12 protein-coding genes, 4 tRNA genes and 1 other RNA gene are annotated in these 14025 nt (G+C 59.4%); 5 read left to right on the forward strand and 12 right to left on the reverse strand.

Going from position 1 to position 14025, the window contains the following annotated elements:
• Nucleotides 1-29: 29 nt before the first annotated feature.
• From yigB to lptM, 5 genes are all read right to left on the reverse strand, one after another.
• On the reverse strand, nucleotides 30-746 hold the full coding sequence (gene yigB / locus N6G83_RS29530; RefSeq protein WP_025304873.1) for a 5-amino-6-(5-phospho-D-ribitylamino)uracil phosphatase YigB: 717 nt from the start codon (nucleotides 744-746) through the stop codon (nucleotides 30-32).
• Nucleotides 746-1657, reverse strand: a complete 912-nt coding sequence (gene xerC, locus N6G83_RS29535) for a tyrosine recombinase XerC (RefSeq protein ID WP_060434799.1) — start codon at nucleotides 1655-1657, stop codon at nucleotides 746-748. Before xerC ends, yigB begins: the two co-directional genes overlap by 1 nt.
• Complete coding sequence (locus N6G83_RS29540) at nucleotides 1654-2367, reverse strand: DUF484 domain-containing protein (RefSeq protein ID WP_060434800.1); 714 nt, start codon at nucleotides 2365-2367, stop codon at nucleotides 1654-1656. Before N6G83_RS29540 ends, xerC begins: the two co-directional genes overlap by 4 nt.
• Nucleotides 2364-3188 carry a diaminopimelate epimerase gene (dapF, locus tag N6G83_RS29545; protein ID WP_025304871.1) on the reverse strand — a complete coding sequence of 275 codons (825 nt, stop codon included), beginning with the start codon at nucleotides 3186-3188 and terminating at the stop codon, nucleotides 2364-2366. Before dapF ends, N6G83_RS29540 begins: the two co-directional genes overlap by 4 nt.
• Before the next feature lie 71 nt (nucleotides 3189-3259).
• Nucleotides 3260-3466, reverse strand: a complete 207-nt coding sequence (gene lptM, locus N6G83_RS29550; RefSeq protein ID WP_004934241.1) for an LPS translocon maturation chaperone LptM — start codon at nucleotides 3464-3466, stop codon at nucleotides 3260-3262.
• 78 nt (nucleotides 3467-3544) lie between these two features.
• Between lptM and cyaY the strand changes: the two genes are divergently transcribed.
• Nucleotides 3545-3865 carry an iron donor protein CyaY gene (gene cyaY, locus N6G83_RS29555; protein ID WP_004934237.1) on the forward strand — a complete coding sequence of 107 codons (321 nt, stop codon included), beginning with the start codon at nucleotides 3545-3547 and terminating at the stop codon, nucleotides 3863-3865.
• Between the two features lie 36 nt (nucleotides 3866-3901).
• On the opposite strand, the gene N6G83_RS29560 is transcribed toward cyaY, so the two are convergent.
• Entirely contained in the window at nucleotides 3902-6454 is a 2553-nt protein-coding gene (locus N6G83_RS29560) for a class I adenylate cyclase (RefSeq protein WP_019452546.1), read from the reverse strand.
• A gap of 316 nt (nucleotides 6455-6770) precedes the next feature.
• Here N6G83_RS29560 and hemC point away from each other — a divergent pair, with 316 nt between their 5' ends.
• From hemC to hemY, 4 genes are read left to right on the forward strand one after another with little or no spacing between them, the layout of a single operon-like run.
• Complete coding sequence (gene hemC, locus N6G83_RS29565) at nucleotides 6771-7712, forward strand: hydroxymethylbilane synthase (protein WP_025304869.1); 942 nt, start codon at nucleotides 6771-6773, stop codon at nucleotides 7710-7712.
• The gene (gene hemD, locus N6G83_RS29570; RefSeq protein ID WP_025304868.1) at nucleotides 7709-8449 is read left to right on the forward strand and encodes a uroporphyrinogen-III synthase; all 741 of its coding nucleotides are present in this window, start codon (nucleotides 7709-7711) and stop codon (nucleotides 8447-8449) included. The genes hemC and hemD overlap by 4 nt, the downstream gene beginning before the upstream one ends.
• A gap of 22 nt (nucleotides 8450-8471) precedes the next feature.
• Entirely contained in the window at nucleotides 8472-9596 is a 1125-nt protein-coding gene (gene hemX / locus N6G83_RS29575) for a uroporphyrinogen-III C-methyltransferase (RefSeq protein ID WP_016929498.1), read from the forward strand.
• A gap of 3 nt (nucleotides 9597-9599) precedes the next feature.
• Nucleotides 9600-10796, forward strand: a complete 1197-nt coding sequence (gene hemY / locus N6G83_RS29580) for a protoheme IX biogenesis protein HemY (protein WP_004934228.1) — start codon at nucleotides 9600-9602, stop codon at nucleotides 10794-10796.
• 705 nt (nucleotides 10797-11501) lie between these two features.
• Here the strand turns inward: hemY and N6G83_RS29585 are convergent.
• The 6 genes from N6G83_RS29585 to thrP all read right to left on the reverse strand — a co-directional run bounded on the left by N6G83_RS29585 (nucleotide 11502) and on the right by thrP (nucleotide 13699).
• Nucleotides 11502-11630, reverse strand: a non-coding RNA gene (locus N6G83_RS29585) — RtT sRNA.
• A 35-nt stretch (nucleotides 11631-11665) separates the two neighbouring features.
• Nucleotides 11666-11742, reverse strand: a tRNA-Pro gene (locus N6G83_RS29590).
• A 74-nt stretch (nucleotides 11743-11816) separates the two neighbouring features.
• Nucleotides 11817-11903 (reverse strand) — tRNA-Leu (locus N6G83_RS29595).
• A gap of 41 nt (nucleotides 11904-11944) precedes the next feature.
• Nucleotides 11945-12020 (reverse strand) — tRNA-His (locus tag N6G83_RS29600).
• A gap of 63 nt (nucleotides 12021-12083) precedes the next feature.
• Nucleotides 12084-12160, reverse strand: a tRNA-Arg gene (locus N6G83_RS29605).
• A 135-nt stretch (nucleotides 12161-12295) separates the two neighbouring features.
• Nucleotides 12296-13699 carry a bifunctional threonine/serine APC transporter ThrP gene (thrP, locus tag N6G83_RS29610; RefSeq protein ID WP_260515973.1) on the reverse strand — a complete coding sequence of 468 codons (1404 nt, stop codon included), beginning with the start codon at nucleotides 13697-13699 and terminating at the stop codon, nucleotides 12296-12298.
• Between the last annotated feature and the right edge of the window lie 326 nt (nucleotides 13700-14025).

A 14025-nucleotide genomic window follows, 5' to 3' on the forward strand; every position in this document is an offset into this window, starting at 1 on the left:
TGGAAATTTATACAGAGTTCTGGCAGGGATTATAACAATGCTGTCAGCGATGCCAACTGCGAAATCTCAATATGCGGCAGCAAGCGGCTGTCGGCAGCCTGCATCAGGCAGCGTTGCCGATCGTTGATCCAACAGGCCTGCAGCCCCGCGCGCAGCGCGCCGGCGACGTCGGTAGTCAGATCGTCGCCCACGTGCAGGATCTGCTCGGGCGCCACGCCCAGCCGCTCAACGGCCAGGTGGTACATGTCCTGGTACGGCTTGGCCCGCCCGTCCGGCCCGGAGCGCAACACGAACTGGAAATAACCGTCCAGGCCGCACAGCGACGGATCGACGTTGCCGTTGGTGATCGCCACCAGCGGGTAGCGCGCGGCCAACGCCTTCAGCGTGGCGTGGGTCGCTTCCGGCACCTCGATGCGGCTGCGCCACAGCGCGAAGTTCTGCATCGCCGCATCGGCCCCGATCGCCGCTTCGGCGTCGCGCAGCCCCTGCCGGCTCAGCGCCAGATGAATGGCGCGCCAGCGCCACTGGGTGACGTCATGGTAGATCTCCGGCTCCTGCTCGCGCAGCTCCTGACGCAGGCGATGAAAATCCGCCGACTGAAAGCTGCTCAGGCCGGGGTGATAACTCTGCAGGAAGGCCACCGATTGTTGTTCGGTTTGCCGGATCACCGGACGGTTATCATACAGCGTGTCGTCCAGATCGAAAGTCAGCGCCGCCAGCGGGCGCAGCGGGCGATAAAAATGCATCAGGATTTCCCCCGTTTGGCACGCGGATGCGCGGCATCGTACACGTTCGCCAGATGTTGAAAGTCGAGGTGGGTATAAATTTGCGTGGTGGTCAGGTTGGCGTGGCCGAGCAGTTCCTGCACCGCGCGCAGATCGCCGCTGGACTCCAGCATGTGGGTGGCGAAGGAGTGGCGCAGCTTGTGCGGGTGAATATGGCTGTTGACGCCCTGTTTCACGCCCCACTCGGCGAAGCGCTTTTGCACGTTGCGCGTCGAGATGCGTCGCCCCTGATTGGATAGGAACATCGCGTCATCTTCCGGCCCGAACAGATCGCGCATCGCCAGCCAGTGTTCCAGCCAGGTGACGGCGGTGCGCCCGATCGGCAATTTGCGCTCTTTGCTGCCTTTCCCCATCACCCACACCTCGCCGGCGGCCATATCGACATGACGGCAATCCAGCCCCACCAGCTCGGAGAGGCGCAGGCCGGCGCCGTACATCACCTCCAGCATGGCGCGATCGCGCACCGCCAGCGGATCGTTGAGATCGATCTCCAGCAGCTGGTTCATTTCATCGACGTCGATGTTTTTCGGCAGATGGCGGCCGCTGCGCGGCGTGCGGATGCCCTTGGCGGGGTTGGCGTGCAATACGCCCTGGCTGACCAGCCAGTCGAGGAAACTGCGCAGCGAAGAAAGCCGCAGCGCCAGGCTGGCGGACTGCAGGCCGGCGCGTTTGCTGCGCGCCGCCAGCATGCGCACCCGGGCGGCATCCAGCGCCACCCAGTCGGTGACGCCGATCTCCTGCGCCAGGCGCATCAGCGCCGCCAGCTGGCGTGAATAGCTGAGCTGCGTCAGCGGGCTGAGTTGGCGTTCTACCTTGAGATAACGCAGAAACGCGTCCACCGGCTGCTGCAGGCTGGGCGCAATCGGCGTCATGCGCGTTCGACCCAGCGTTCCAGCAGTTCCGGCAGCATGCGCGCCAGTTGATTGAGCATCACCGTGCCCATGCCCTGCTGATAGTGTTGCGTATCGCGGCTGCTGAAGATCACCATGCCCAGTTCACCGTCGTCGCCCAGCATCGACAGCGCCACCGAGCCAATCTGGCCAATCTGTTTGGCCTGCGGCAACAGCAGCAGCAGTTCGGGGCCGTTCAGACCACCGAGGTAATGTTGTTCGCTGCCCAGCCGCTGAATGCGGAACGGCTCGAACGCCGAACGCGTCAGCGCCAGGTGGGTGAAGTCGGAAGGTGCGCCGATCTTCCAGCGATCGGCGAACAGGCGCACCGTGGCGCCGGCTAAACCGAAGCCGCGCGCCCAGCGCTGCAGCCGATTGAGCATGTCCTGCAGGCTGTCGGCGGTGGCCAAATCGGCCTGCAGGTGCAGCAGCCGGGCGAACAGCCCTTCGTTGGCACTGGCCTGCTCCATCAACAGCGTGATCTCTTCTTCCAACCGTTCGATGTGATTGCGCTGGCGGGCCAGGTGCCATTCCACCAGCGAAACGGTGCCGCGCACCGGGTGCGGCACGCGCATCTGCTCAACCTGGCGCGCGTTGCGAATAAAGAAATCCGGGTTCTGCAGCAGGTACTGCATCACGGTGTCGTCATCCAGCGCCAGGCCGGCGACGCTCTGTTCTTCTACGCTTTTCATAGATGAATAAATCCGTCATAGACATGGGTTGCCGGACCGGTCATAAACAGCGGGTTGCCCGGCCCTTTCCAGCGAATATGCAGGCTGCCGCCCGGCAGTTCTACATGCACCTCTTCTGACAGCAATTCCTGTTGGATCCCCACCGCCACCGCCGCACAGGCGCCGCTGCCGCAGGCCTGCGTTTCACCAGCGCCGCGTTCATAAACGCGCAGTTTGATGTGATCGCGGCTCACCACCTGCATAAAGCCGATGTTGGCCCGTTCCGGGAAGCGTTCATGCCCTTCCAGCACCGGCCCAAGCAGCTCCACCTTGGCAGTTGTTACATCGTCCACCTGCAAAACACAATGCGGGTTACCCATCGACACCACGCCGCACAGCACGGTATGTTCCGCCGCGCGCATGATGTAGGTCTTTTCAGCCTTAGTGGCGCGGAACGGCACCGCCTGCGGGTCGAAATTCGGTTCGCCCATGTTGACGCACACCAGATCGTCGTCGGTGACACTGAGCACCATGCGCCCGGTTTGGGTGCTGACACGGATGTCGCGTTTGTTGGTCAGCCCTTTCAGCCGCACGAAACGCGCGAAGCAACGCGCGCCGTTGCCGCACTGCGCCACTTCGCTGCCGTCGGCGTTAAAAATTCGGTAGTGAAAATCCAGTTCGGGATCGTAAGGCGGTTCTACCACCAGCATCTGGTCAAAGCCGACGCCCAGGTGCCGATCGGCCAACCGGCGGATCAGCTCAGGTGAAAAATAGACATTCTGTGTAACGGCATCGACCACCATAAAGTCGTTGCCCAGACCGTGCATTTTGGAGAACTGCATATCATACTCCGCTATCTGGACGCGCTATCCGTCTTGATGTTGCGGTGGCGCTCGCTACCGCAAACCGGGGTTTACTGGTCAACCATCGACGGTTTTTGCTGAGAGCCAGACTGCTCCTGCTGGTTCTTTTGCACCTGATCGCCCGTTTGCACCGGCGGCTTGGCCGGTTTCTGGCTGGCGGGATCGGCAGGCGGGAAGTAAAGCGGGCCTTTCAGACCGCAGCCGGCGAGGCCGGTAACCAGAACTGCCATCAGCGCATAGCGTAGTTGTTTTTTCATTTGCATTAATGCCTGTAATTCATGCGTCCAAGGTCTCTATAATCGCAGGTGGATCATGAAAAGCAATAGGAATTGAATATGAACGACAGTGAGTTTCACCAGTTGGCCGACCAGCTGATGCTGAATATTGAAGAGACACTGGACGATTTTGACGGCGATGCGGATATCGATTACGAAACCAATGGCGGCGTAATGACGCTGAGCTTCGAAAACGGCACCAAAATCGTCATCAACCGCCAGGAGCCGCTGCACCAGGTGTGGCTCGCCACCAAGGCCGGCGGTTATCACTTCAACTACCGCGACGGCGTTTGGCTATGCGATCGCAGCGGGCAGCCGTTTTATCAGCTGCTCAGCGAAGCGGCCAGCGCGCAGGCCGGCGAGGAACTGCATTTTTCCTGAGGCTAAGCAGGGCTCGGCAACCGAGCCCTTGCGGCGTCAATGCAGCTGGAACTGCTGTTTCAGCGGCTGAGCGGCGCCGTCGGCCACCGTCACGCACAGGCTGGACAGCACGTTGCTGCGGAACGGGATCACCTGCGTGCGCCCGTCGAGTTGCACGATCTGATAGAACTGCGGCAGATTGAAGTTGATGAAGCTGGAGCCGTAGGTGAAGCGATCGTGCGACGAGGAGTAGAAGCGGCTGACGTCGCGCACCAGCTCCTCTTTACTGCCCTCGCAGTGGTGATACACCTCCACCCGATTCGACTCATCCAGAATATAGATGTTGAAGCCCTTGTCGTCTGAGGTGTCTTCGAAGAAGAACTGGATGATCCCCTCGCTGGCGAAGCCGTCCACCACCGGCGGCAGATGCACCTGATCGGTTTCCACCTTGATAGACAGGCCGTGCAGCTTGTTGTTGGAGATGGCGCCGTAAAACTCCACCGCATTCTCCAGCTTTTGCACCGACACGCTCAGGCGCTCGAAGAACAGCCCCCAAGTCTGCCCGGCAACGCGCACCGCCTTGAAGCGGCCGGGTTCCAGCCGGGTACTGGACAGGCGCAGCTCGATGCACTCCGACACCAGCTGCTGGATACGGGTGCGGATCAGGCCGCGCAGGTGCTGGCTGTAGCAGAACACTTCCACCGACTCCGGCGGCGCGGCATCCTGGTGCATTTTGCCGAGAATGGTCTTCAGCGCTTCCAGCACCGACTGCTCGCCGCTGAAATGCAGGGTACGCACTTCGTTCCAGGAGTTGCGATACAGCAGATCGATACTGCCCACCAAACACTGCTGCTGCTGGCCAAAGCTGAACACGTCCAGTTTGCGGAAATCGAAGTGCACCACCTGATTGCGGAAGGCGGCGGTCGGATCGTTTTCCAGATTGACGATGATGGCCAGATGGCGAATTTCGCACGGGCTGTACAGCGCTTTCGGCGTCGGCGCCGGCAGGCGCAGCGGGAAGTGATGAGAAACGTCGGCCACCAGCTCCTGCAGCTTGGCGGTGTCGCACAGGTTGCCGCTCTTGATGTGCAGGCGGGTCTGCGGCGTTAGCAGGCCGTTGAAATAGGCCCAGGCCACCAGCTTGTTCAGGTAGCGGTTATATTCCAGCGGCTGATGGCTGACGATCGAATCCATAGCCGGTGCCTGATTATACAGGTACCAGCCGGTGCGGTTGGCGCGGCCAACCGGCACGTGAATAAAGGTTAAATCGTTTTCCGACAGGTCCGGTGAAATCTGCGGGTTCACCAGCGTCACCTTGCCGGGCAGCGCTTCGAACGCCGCGTACAGTTTGCGGGTCAGCACGCCGATATCCTGCGGGCTGGCGCTGACGCTGAGGTTGTTGCGGCGAGCGAAACGGATCAGGTTGCGGTAGCTTTGCATCATCGCGTCGAGCAGTTCGTTATGCGCTTCGCGCACCCGCTCGATTTTCCAGTTGGCGCGGTTATCCAGCATCGCCAGACGCTCTTCGCTCCAGCCCCACTCGCTGACCAATTGGCTGAGGATCTCGCGTCGCCAGCCGACGCAGGCCTTGGCCAGCGACAGCTTTTCACATACTTTCAGGTAAAAACAGCGGCGGGCCAGATCGAGGCGGGTGGTGTCGTTGATGTCGGTCAGGTAGCGGGTCACGCGCTCAAGCATCATGCAGTAGGCATCAAGCCCGAAGCTGACGATCTCACCCTGATGCAGCCGGTGTTTGATGTCCGTCGCCAGCAGTTGGGTATTGGGGTATTCCCAGGAATAGGCTTCCAGCAGCAGGGTCTTCAGCACCGCCTTGTAAGGCGAATCGATGCTCTTGTACAGCTGCCACAGGCTGGCGCCGAAGTACTCTTCCGCCGACAGCGAACTCAGGCCACCGAGATCCAGCCACTCGTTCGGCGTCAGCGCACCCTGCGCGTACAGCGACAGCACGTATTCATCGTAGTGCGCTTCTTCTTCGCCCGGTACCATGTTCCACAGGATGCGTTTGCCAGCCAGGCGCACTGCGGTGCGATAGAATTCATCGAGCAACAGGATGTGCTGCGTCGAGCCGCAGTCTTCGCCACCCAGGCTGCCGCTTTCATTATGGCGGAAGCGGTTTTCGTCGATCAGGAAGAAGCTGACTTCCACCCCCATCGAGGCGGCCCACTTCTCAAGCAGGCTGCATTTTTGCTGCAAACGGGTGCGTTCTTCGTTGTCCAGCCAGGACTGGTGGCAGACCCAGATGTCGAGATCCGAGCTGCAGCTTTGGCCGATAGACGAGGTGCTGCCCATCGAGTAGACGCCGGTGATCGGCAGCTCGCCGCTGGCCGGCTTGTCAAACGGGCTGCCCCATTTGTCTTCTAAATCGTTCAGGTAATCTTGTTGAGTTTCATCAGGCGTGTAGAGGCAAATGCCATGGGGAACGTTACCGTTCAGGTAACCCGGCATCAGCGGGTGGTGGTGGTGCAGTAAGGTGGGCAGCAGACTGTATACCCGTTGAAACGCGGGCTTCATAGCCGCTAGGGCGCGATCGACGCGTAGCTGATTGATCGCATCCAGTCTCTGCTTCAATGTCTCGATGTAGAGGTACAAGACGTCTCGCCTGATTATCCCGGTGTTTAGAAAAAAACCCGTATTCCATAAGCGCCGTTAGTGTAAGAAGAATATTTGGCGACTTATTGCTGGAAACGTGATCAATTTAACACCTTGCTGATTGACCGTAAAGGAGGTAACGCTTCACAATTATTGTAGCGCTTCCCTAAACGATTTACCCGCAGTGTTAACTGCCCCAAAGCACATCACACGTCCCTTTGATTCCGTTGTCCTTTTTCCTCCTCCGGCTTCTTGCACTGACAGTATTGGCTCTCAGTGGTAGGATGGATGGCGAAATATAAAAACGGTAACAAGCATGTTAGACAAAATTATTCGAATTGCCACCCGACAAAGCCCGCTTGCACTCTGGCAAGCACATTATGTGCAGCAACGTCTGATGGCCAGCCATCCCGGCCTGCAGGTCGAGTTGGTGCCGATGGTGACGCGCGGCGACGTTATTCTGGATACGCCGCTGGCGAAAGTCGGCGGTAAAGGCCTGTTTGTTAAAGAACTCGAGCTCGCGCTGCTGGAAGGCCGCGCCGACATCGCCGTGCACTCGATGAAAGACGTGCCGGTCGATTTCCCTGCCGGCCTCGGTTTGTCCACCATTTGCGAACGCGAAGATCCGCGCGACGCTTTTGTTTCCAATCGTTTCGCCTCGCTCGATCAGCTGCCGCAGGGCAGCGTGGTCGGCACCTCCAGCCTGCGCCGCCAGTGCCAACTGCGCGAACGCCGCCCGGACCTGATCGTACGCGACCTGCGCGGCAACGTCGGCACTCGCCTGGCCAAGCTGGACAACGGCGACTACGACGCGATTATTCTGGCGGTGGCCGGCCTGAAGCGCCTGGGGCTGGAGCAACGCATCCGCAGCCCGCTGAGCGCCGAAGAGTGCCTGCCGGCGGTCGGCCAGGGTGCAGTCGGCATTGAATGCCGTCTCGACGACAGCGTCACCCGCGCGCTGCTGGCGCCGCTGAACCATGCGGCTACCGAAACCCGCGTGCGCGCCGAACGGGCGATGAACACTCGCCTGGAAGGCGGCTGCCAGGTGCCGATCGGCAGCTATGCCGAACTGGATGGCGACAGCCTGTGGCTGCGCGCCCTGGTCGGCGCGCCGGACGGCAGCCAGATGGTGCGCGGCGAACGCCGCGGCCCGGCCGCCGAAGCCGAACGGATGGGCGTTGAGCTGGCGGAAGAGCTGCTGGCGCGCGGCGCGCGCGAGATCCTGCGCGAAGTTTATCAGGGAAATCCGCCGGCATGACGATCCTGGTAACCCGCCCATCGCCTTCGGGAGAGCGGTTAGTGAGCCGGCTGCGCGCACTCGGCCGGGTTGCCTATCATGCACCGCTGATCGACTTCGCCCCCGGCAGCGATCTGCCGCAGCTGCCGCAGGCGTTGCAGCAGTTGAACGCCGGCGATCTGGTATTCGTGCTGTCGCAGCATTCGGTGAACTATGCCGATTCGGTCATCGGCCGCGCCGGACTGAGCTGGCCCGCTCACCTGGCCTATTACGCCATTGGCCGTACCACCGGGCTGGCGCTGCACCGCATCAGCAGTTTGCCGGTGGAATACCCGCGCGAACGCGAGATCAGCGAAACGCTGCTGCTGCTGCCGGCGCTGCAGAAACTGGCGGGCAAACGCGCGCTGATTTTACGCGGCAACGGCGGCCGCGAGTTGCTGGGCACAACGCTGAGCGAGCGCGGCGCCGACGTCAGCTATTATGAATGCTATCAACGCAGCCCGGTGCACTACGACGGCAGCGAGCAAAGCGCCCACTGGCAGCGTGCCGGTGTGGATACGCTGGTGGTGACCAGCGGTGAAATGTTACAACAGCTCTATACTTTAGTTCCTGATTACTATCGTTCTTCATGGCTGCTGCGTTGCCGCCTGGTAGTAGTGAGCGAACGCCTGGCTACCCTCGCCCGGGATTTGGGCTGGCGTACGATTCGGGTAGCTGACAATGCCGATAATGACGCGCTGATCCGCGCGCTACAATAATCTGACTATGGGATGTGCCACTATGACGGAACAAAATACCCCAGCCGCCCCGGTTGAAGAGCCAACCACCGCGGTTGAGAGCTCCCAGCAGCCAGCCGCTGCCAGCCGCAAAGGCAAGAACACCGGCCCGGTGCTCGGCGCGATCGCTATCGTGCTGGTCATCGCCCTCGGCGCGGGCGGCTATTACCACACGCACAAGCAGGCGCAACAGCTGATCGCCGCCAATCAGGCGCTGCAGCAGCAGCTTGAAGGCGTGAAGCAGAGCCAACAGCAGGAAAGAAATGCGCTGGAAGGCCTGCTGCAGCAGCAGGGTAAAACCCTGGACGCCGCCGATCGCGAGCAGGCGAATCTGGCGCGTCAACTGAGCGAGCTGCAGGAAAAAGTGGCGACCATCTCCGGCAGCGACGCAAAAACCTGGCTGCTGGCGCAGGCCGATTTCCTGGTGAAAATGGCCGGCCGCAAGCTGTGGAGCGATCAAGACGTGACCAGCGCCGCCGCGTTGCTGAAAAGCGCCGACGCCAGCCTGGCGGACATGAACGATCCTAGCCTGCTCGACGTGCGCCGCGCCATTACCGAAGACATCAGCACGCTTTCTACGCTGACCCAGGTCGATTACGACGGCATCATCCTCAAGGTCAATCAGCTGTCCAACCAGGTGGATAACCTGCGCCTGGCCGATAACGACACCGACGAAGCGCCGATGGATCAAAACAGCAGCGAGCTCTCCGGCTCGATCGGCGAATGGCGGCAGAACCTGGCCAAGAGCTGGCGCAATTTCATGGCCGACTTCATCACCATCCGCCGTCGCGATACCAGCGCCGAACCGCTGCTGGCGCCGAACCAGGACATCTACCTCCGCGAAAATATCCGTTCGCGCCTGCTGGTGGCCGCACAGGCCATCCCACGCCACCAGAACGAGACCTACAAGCAATCGCTGGAAACCGTCTCCACCTGGGTGCGCGCCTATTTCGACACCACCGATCCGGCGACCAAGGCTTTCCTGGAAGAGCTGGATAACCTGAGCCAACAGTCGATCTCGATGGACGTGCCGGATCAGCTGAAAAGCCAGCCGCTGCTCGAAAAAGTGATGCAGACCCGGGTGCGCAACCTGATGACCCAGTCCCCTGCCGCTCACCAGGAGGGTTAAGCCATGTTACGCGTGCTATTTCTGTTCCTGGTGGTGATCGCCAGCGTGGTGCTCGGGCCGATGTTGGCCGGGCATCAGGGCTACGTGCTGATCCAGACCGATAACTACAATATCGAAACCAGCGTCACCGGCCTGGTGATCATGTTGGTGCTGCTGTTCGTGGTGCTGCTGGCGATCGAGTGGATCCTGCGCCGCATCTTCCGTACCGGCGCCCGCACGCGCGGTTGGTTTATCGGCCGCAAGCGCACCCGCGCGCGCCAGCAAACCAAAGCCGCGCTGATCAAACTGGCGGAAGGCGACTATAAGCAGGTTGAGAAGCTGATGACGCGCAACGCCGATCACGCTGAACAGCCGGTGGTGAACTACCTGCTGGCCGCCGAGGCCGCGCAGCAACGCGGCGATGACTTCCGTACCAATCAATATCTGGAACGCGCCGCCGAAGCCGCCGACACCGATCAGCTGCCGGTGGATATCACCCGGGTTCGCATCCAGCTGGCGCAGGGCGAGAACCACGCCGCGCGCCACGGCGTCGATCGCCTGCTGAACCAGGCGCCGCGCCATCCGGAAGTGCTGCGCCTGGCGGAACAAGCCTATCTGCGCACCGGCGCCTACGCGTCGCTGCTGGAAGTGCTGCCGTCGATGCGTAAAATCGAACTGCACAGCGAAGAGCAGCTGCAGGCGTTGCAGCAGCAGGCTTACATCGGTCTGATGAATCAGGCGATGGCGGACGAAGGCAGTGAAGGCCTGAAGCGCTGGTGGAAAGATCAGAGCCGCAAGACGCGTCACGAGGTGCCGCTGCAAATCGCGATGGTGGAACACCTGATCGAATGCAACGACCACGAGCTGGCGCAGGAGATTGTGCTCGACAGCCTGAAGCGCCAATACGACGAGCGTCTGGTGCTGTTGCTGCCACGGCTGAAGTCCGGCAACCCCGAGCAGCTTGAGAAAGCGCTGCGTCAGCAGATGAAACAACACGGCGCGACGCCGCTGCTGAACAGCACGCTGGGGCAACTGCTGATGAAGCACGGCGAGTGGCAGCAGGCGGCCGACGCCTTCCGCGAAGCGCTGAAACAGCGTCCGGACGCCTACGATTACGCCTGGCTGGCCGATACGCTGGAGAAACTGCATCGTTCGGATGAAGCGGCGCAGATGCGGCGTGAGGGGCTGATGTTGACGCTGAAACAGAACGGCGGCGAATAACGCCCTGCCCGAGAGAGAAGAGCGCGGCCCCGATGCCGCGCTTTTTTTTTGCTCAGGGTTTTTCTGTGGCGCAAAAAAAAACACTTGCCGTATGGCAAGTGTATAAAGAAGCAATCAGGTCTAGGACAACAGGGGCGGTGCCTCACTCAACGTTCTGCCCTGAGCGTGATGACGGGTTAGTCATCGTTCTCGTGGGCGATAGGCACCCTAAATCGGCTCTGCGTCATTCCCAGGGTTTATGAAGCCTAAGGCGAACATAAGAGGTGGAATGAGCATCTACGCTATAGATATAGCATTTGGCGTGCCAACTTTTATATTGAGTCCATCCCCATAAGAAAATAGAATTCAAGATATTGAAAATATTGATTTTTATTTAATTCCATCCTTTGCGTTGCAAACCACTTCCTGGCATTCCTTGCCAGCGGCCGTTATCAGGATGTCGCCTCAAAACGACGACTTAAGCCAAAGCCAACTTTATCTTTTTAAATCAATGAATTATTTGTCTCAACCTGACGACAGCGCTGGATGGCGTTGTCGCTGAAAACCAACACGCTTGCCAGCAGAGACAAAATGCCCATCCTTCGATACGCAAAAAACCGCGCATTGCTGCACGGGCTTGTCGGTATTAGCTTCGTCATGCTGAGAAAACTTGCTCTCATAAACGGCAGATGTAAAAAAACCGACTTGCGTCGGTTTCTTTGAAAGTGGTCGGCGAGAGAGGATTACGCGCATCGTTGATGCGCGCCCTGCGGGCCGTTGCTAAAGCAACGTTGTCTCGCTTCGCGAGGCTCGAACCTCCTGCGGAGGTACTCATCCTCATAAACCGCAGACGAAAAAAAACCTGCTTTAAAAAGCAGGTTTTTCGAATGTGGTCGGCGAGAGAGGATTCGAACCTCCGACCCACTGGTCCCAAACCAGTTGCGCTACCAAGCTGCGCTACTCGCCGATTTGTGTTGCTCATACTACCCGATTTATCAGACCGTTGTCCATATAAATCTTATATTTATCAGATATTTTGCGTGGTGCGAAGAGAGGGACTTGAACCCTCACGTCCGTAAGAACACTAACACCTGAAGCTAGCGCGTCTACCAATTCCGCCACCTTCGCACTGTCACAAAATACTGCTAAATCTTCACTTCGTTAGGAAGTGGGGTGGCTAATGGGACTCGAACCCACGACAACTGGAATCACAATCCAGGGCTCTACCAACTGAGCTATAGCCACCATTACTACTTCTTCTTACTCACGCGGTAATATTACCACCGCAGCTCCTGCGCACAAACTTAATGGCGCGCCCGACAGGATTCGAACCTGAGACCTCTGCCTCCGGAGGGCAGCGCTCTATCCAGCTGAGCTACGGGCGCGTAGCGCCGTTGCGGGAGGGGATACTACGGATTTACGCCAATCCTGTCTAGTGCTTTTTCGCAGAAATGTTGCGTTTGATTACGCTTTGCTCACTCCTGCGCAGGAAAGCGCACTCCGTAGCCCCTTTTCACCGTTTATTGCCGCGTTTCTACCCGATTTTCAGCCGGATGATGTTTCTTATGCATACCGAAAGCGAAGTAGCACAGGCTGACGCCGGCTAAGAAAATCACCCCGACCAGCAGGGAAATTCGCGTATCTGGGTTGATTCCCATGCCGACCAGCACGCAAACCAGAAAAGCGATGGTCAGATAGTTCACATACGGGAACATGATCGACTTAAAGCTGTGGGTTTTGATCGCTTCCTTATGGGCACGGCGGAAATAGAGCTGGCTTATCAGCACCACGAACCACGGCACCATGCCCGGCAGCACGCTGGCGCTGTAGACATACACGAACACCTGCTCCGGATTCGGGATAATGTAGTTCAGCGCGGACCCCACCAACAGACAGGCGATGGTGACGGCAATGCAGTTCACCGGCACACCGCTGGCGGAAAGCTTGGTCAACGCCGCCGGCAGTTGGCGGTTCTTGGCCAGGGCGTACAGCATGCGGCCGCCGCTGTACATGCCGCTGTTGCAACCGGAGAGCGCGGCGGTCAGCACCACAAAGTTGATAATGCCGGCGGCGGCGACGATGCCGATCTTGGCGAAGGTCAGCACAAACGGGCTGCCGGTGGTGCCGATGCCGTTCCACGGGAAGATGGTCACGATGACGAAGATTGCGCCGACATAGAAGATCAGGATGCGCCACAGGATATTGTTGATCGCGCGTTTCAGCGTCACCTGCGGGTTCTTGGCTTCCCCGGCGGTGATGCCTACCAGCTCAACCCCCTGATAGGACGCCACCACGATGCACAGCGCAAACAGGAAGCCTTTCCAGCCACCGGCAAAGAAACCGCCGTGCGCCGTCAGATTGGCGAAACCGATAGGCTCACCGCCGTTGCCGAAACCGAAGAAGATCACCCCCAGCCCCACCAGAATCATCACGATGATGGTGGTGACCTTGATCATGGCGAACCAGAACTCCAGCTCACCGTACAGGCGCACCGCCGCCAGGTTGGCCAGCGCCACCATCGCCACGGCGATCAGTGCAGGCACCCACTGCGGTATTTCCGGGAACCAGAACTGCACATACACCCCGATGGCGGTGATCTCAGAAATACCAACGGCGATCCACATAAACCAGTAGCCCCAGGCGGTCAGGTAACCGAAGTAGGGATTCATGTACTTATGCGCGTAAACGGCAAACGACCCGGCGACCGGCTCGAGGAACAACATCTCCCCCATCGAACGCATAATGAAAAACACGAACAGCCCGGCGATGATGTAAGCCAGCAGCACCGACGGCCCGGCCCATTTCAGCGTACTGGCCGAACCCATAAACAGGCCGACGCCGATGGTGCCCCCCAGAGCGATAAGCTCGATGTGCCGGGCCTCAAGGCCCCGGTGTAGCCCTTGCGGTTTCTCTTTGTGTGCCATAAATCCTCAATAATTTTTCTCGGGTTGTGTTTGCCTGCCGGCCGCTGCCGGTCGTTATTGTCATTATTAAAAGAATAAATCATCCCCTGCCGTTCGGGTTGGCATCAACGGGTAGTCGGAGCGAAGTTACCGTGAGAAGAACATCGTTCAGTGCTGTCGCATCAGGCTTCAGCGGCCGGGGATAATTTCCGGGCGGTATCGTTTCGCATTTCGCCGCTATAAGCAAACCGCAATTTAAAACTTTATGGAATAAATGCGGCTGCGTTTAGGGCTGGGGGTTATAGATATGCGGGAGAAACGTGCAAAAGCAGATTATTGGTACAGCA

Source organism: Serratia sp. PL7 (assembly GCF_945957435.1).

Coding starts and splice junctions, on each gene's coding strand:
- hemY (WP_004934228.1), top strand. CDS start 9,600: ATGTTACGCGTGCTATTTCTGTTCCTGGTGGTGATCGCCAGCGTGGTG.
- yigB (WP_025304873.1), bottom strand. CDS start 746: ATGCATTTTTATCGCCCGCTGCGCCCGCTGGCGGCGCTGACTTTCGAT.
- hemX (WP_016929498.1), top strand. CDS start 8,472: ATGACGGAACAAAATACCCCAGCCGCCCCGGTTGAAGAGCCAACCACC.
- dapF (WP_025304871.1), bottom strand. CDS start 3,188: ATGCAGTTCTCCAAAATGCACGGTCTGGGCAACGACTTTATGGTGGTC.
- hemC (WP_025304869.1), top strand. CDS start 6,771: ATGTTAGACAAAATTATTCGAATTGCCACCCGACAAAGCCCGCTTGCA.
- lptM (WP_004934241.1), bottom strand. CDS start 3,466: ATGAAAAAACAACTACGCTATGCGCTGATGGCAGTTCTGGTTACCGGC.
- thrP (WP_260515973.1), bottom strand. CDS start 13,699: ATGGCACACAAAGAGAAACCGCAAGGGCTACACCGGGGCCTTGAGGCC.
- cyaY (WP_004934237.1), top strand. CDS start 3,545: ATGAACGACAGTGAGTTTCACCAGTTGGCCGACCAGCTGATGCTGAAT.
- xerC (WP_060434799.1), bottom strand. CDS start 1,657: ATGACGCCGATTGCGCCCAGCCTGCAGCAGCCGGTGGACGCGTTTCTG.
- N6G83_RS29540 (WP_060434800.1), bottom strand. CDS start 2,367: ATGAAAAGCGTAGAAGAACAGAGCGTCGCCGGCCTGGCGCTGGATGAC.
- hemD (WP_025304868.1), top strand. CDS start 7,709: ATGACGATCCTGGTAACCCGCCCATCGCCTTCGGGAGAGCGGTTAGTG.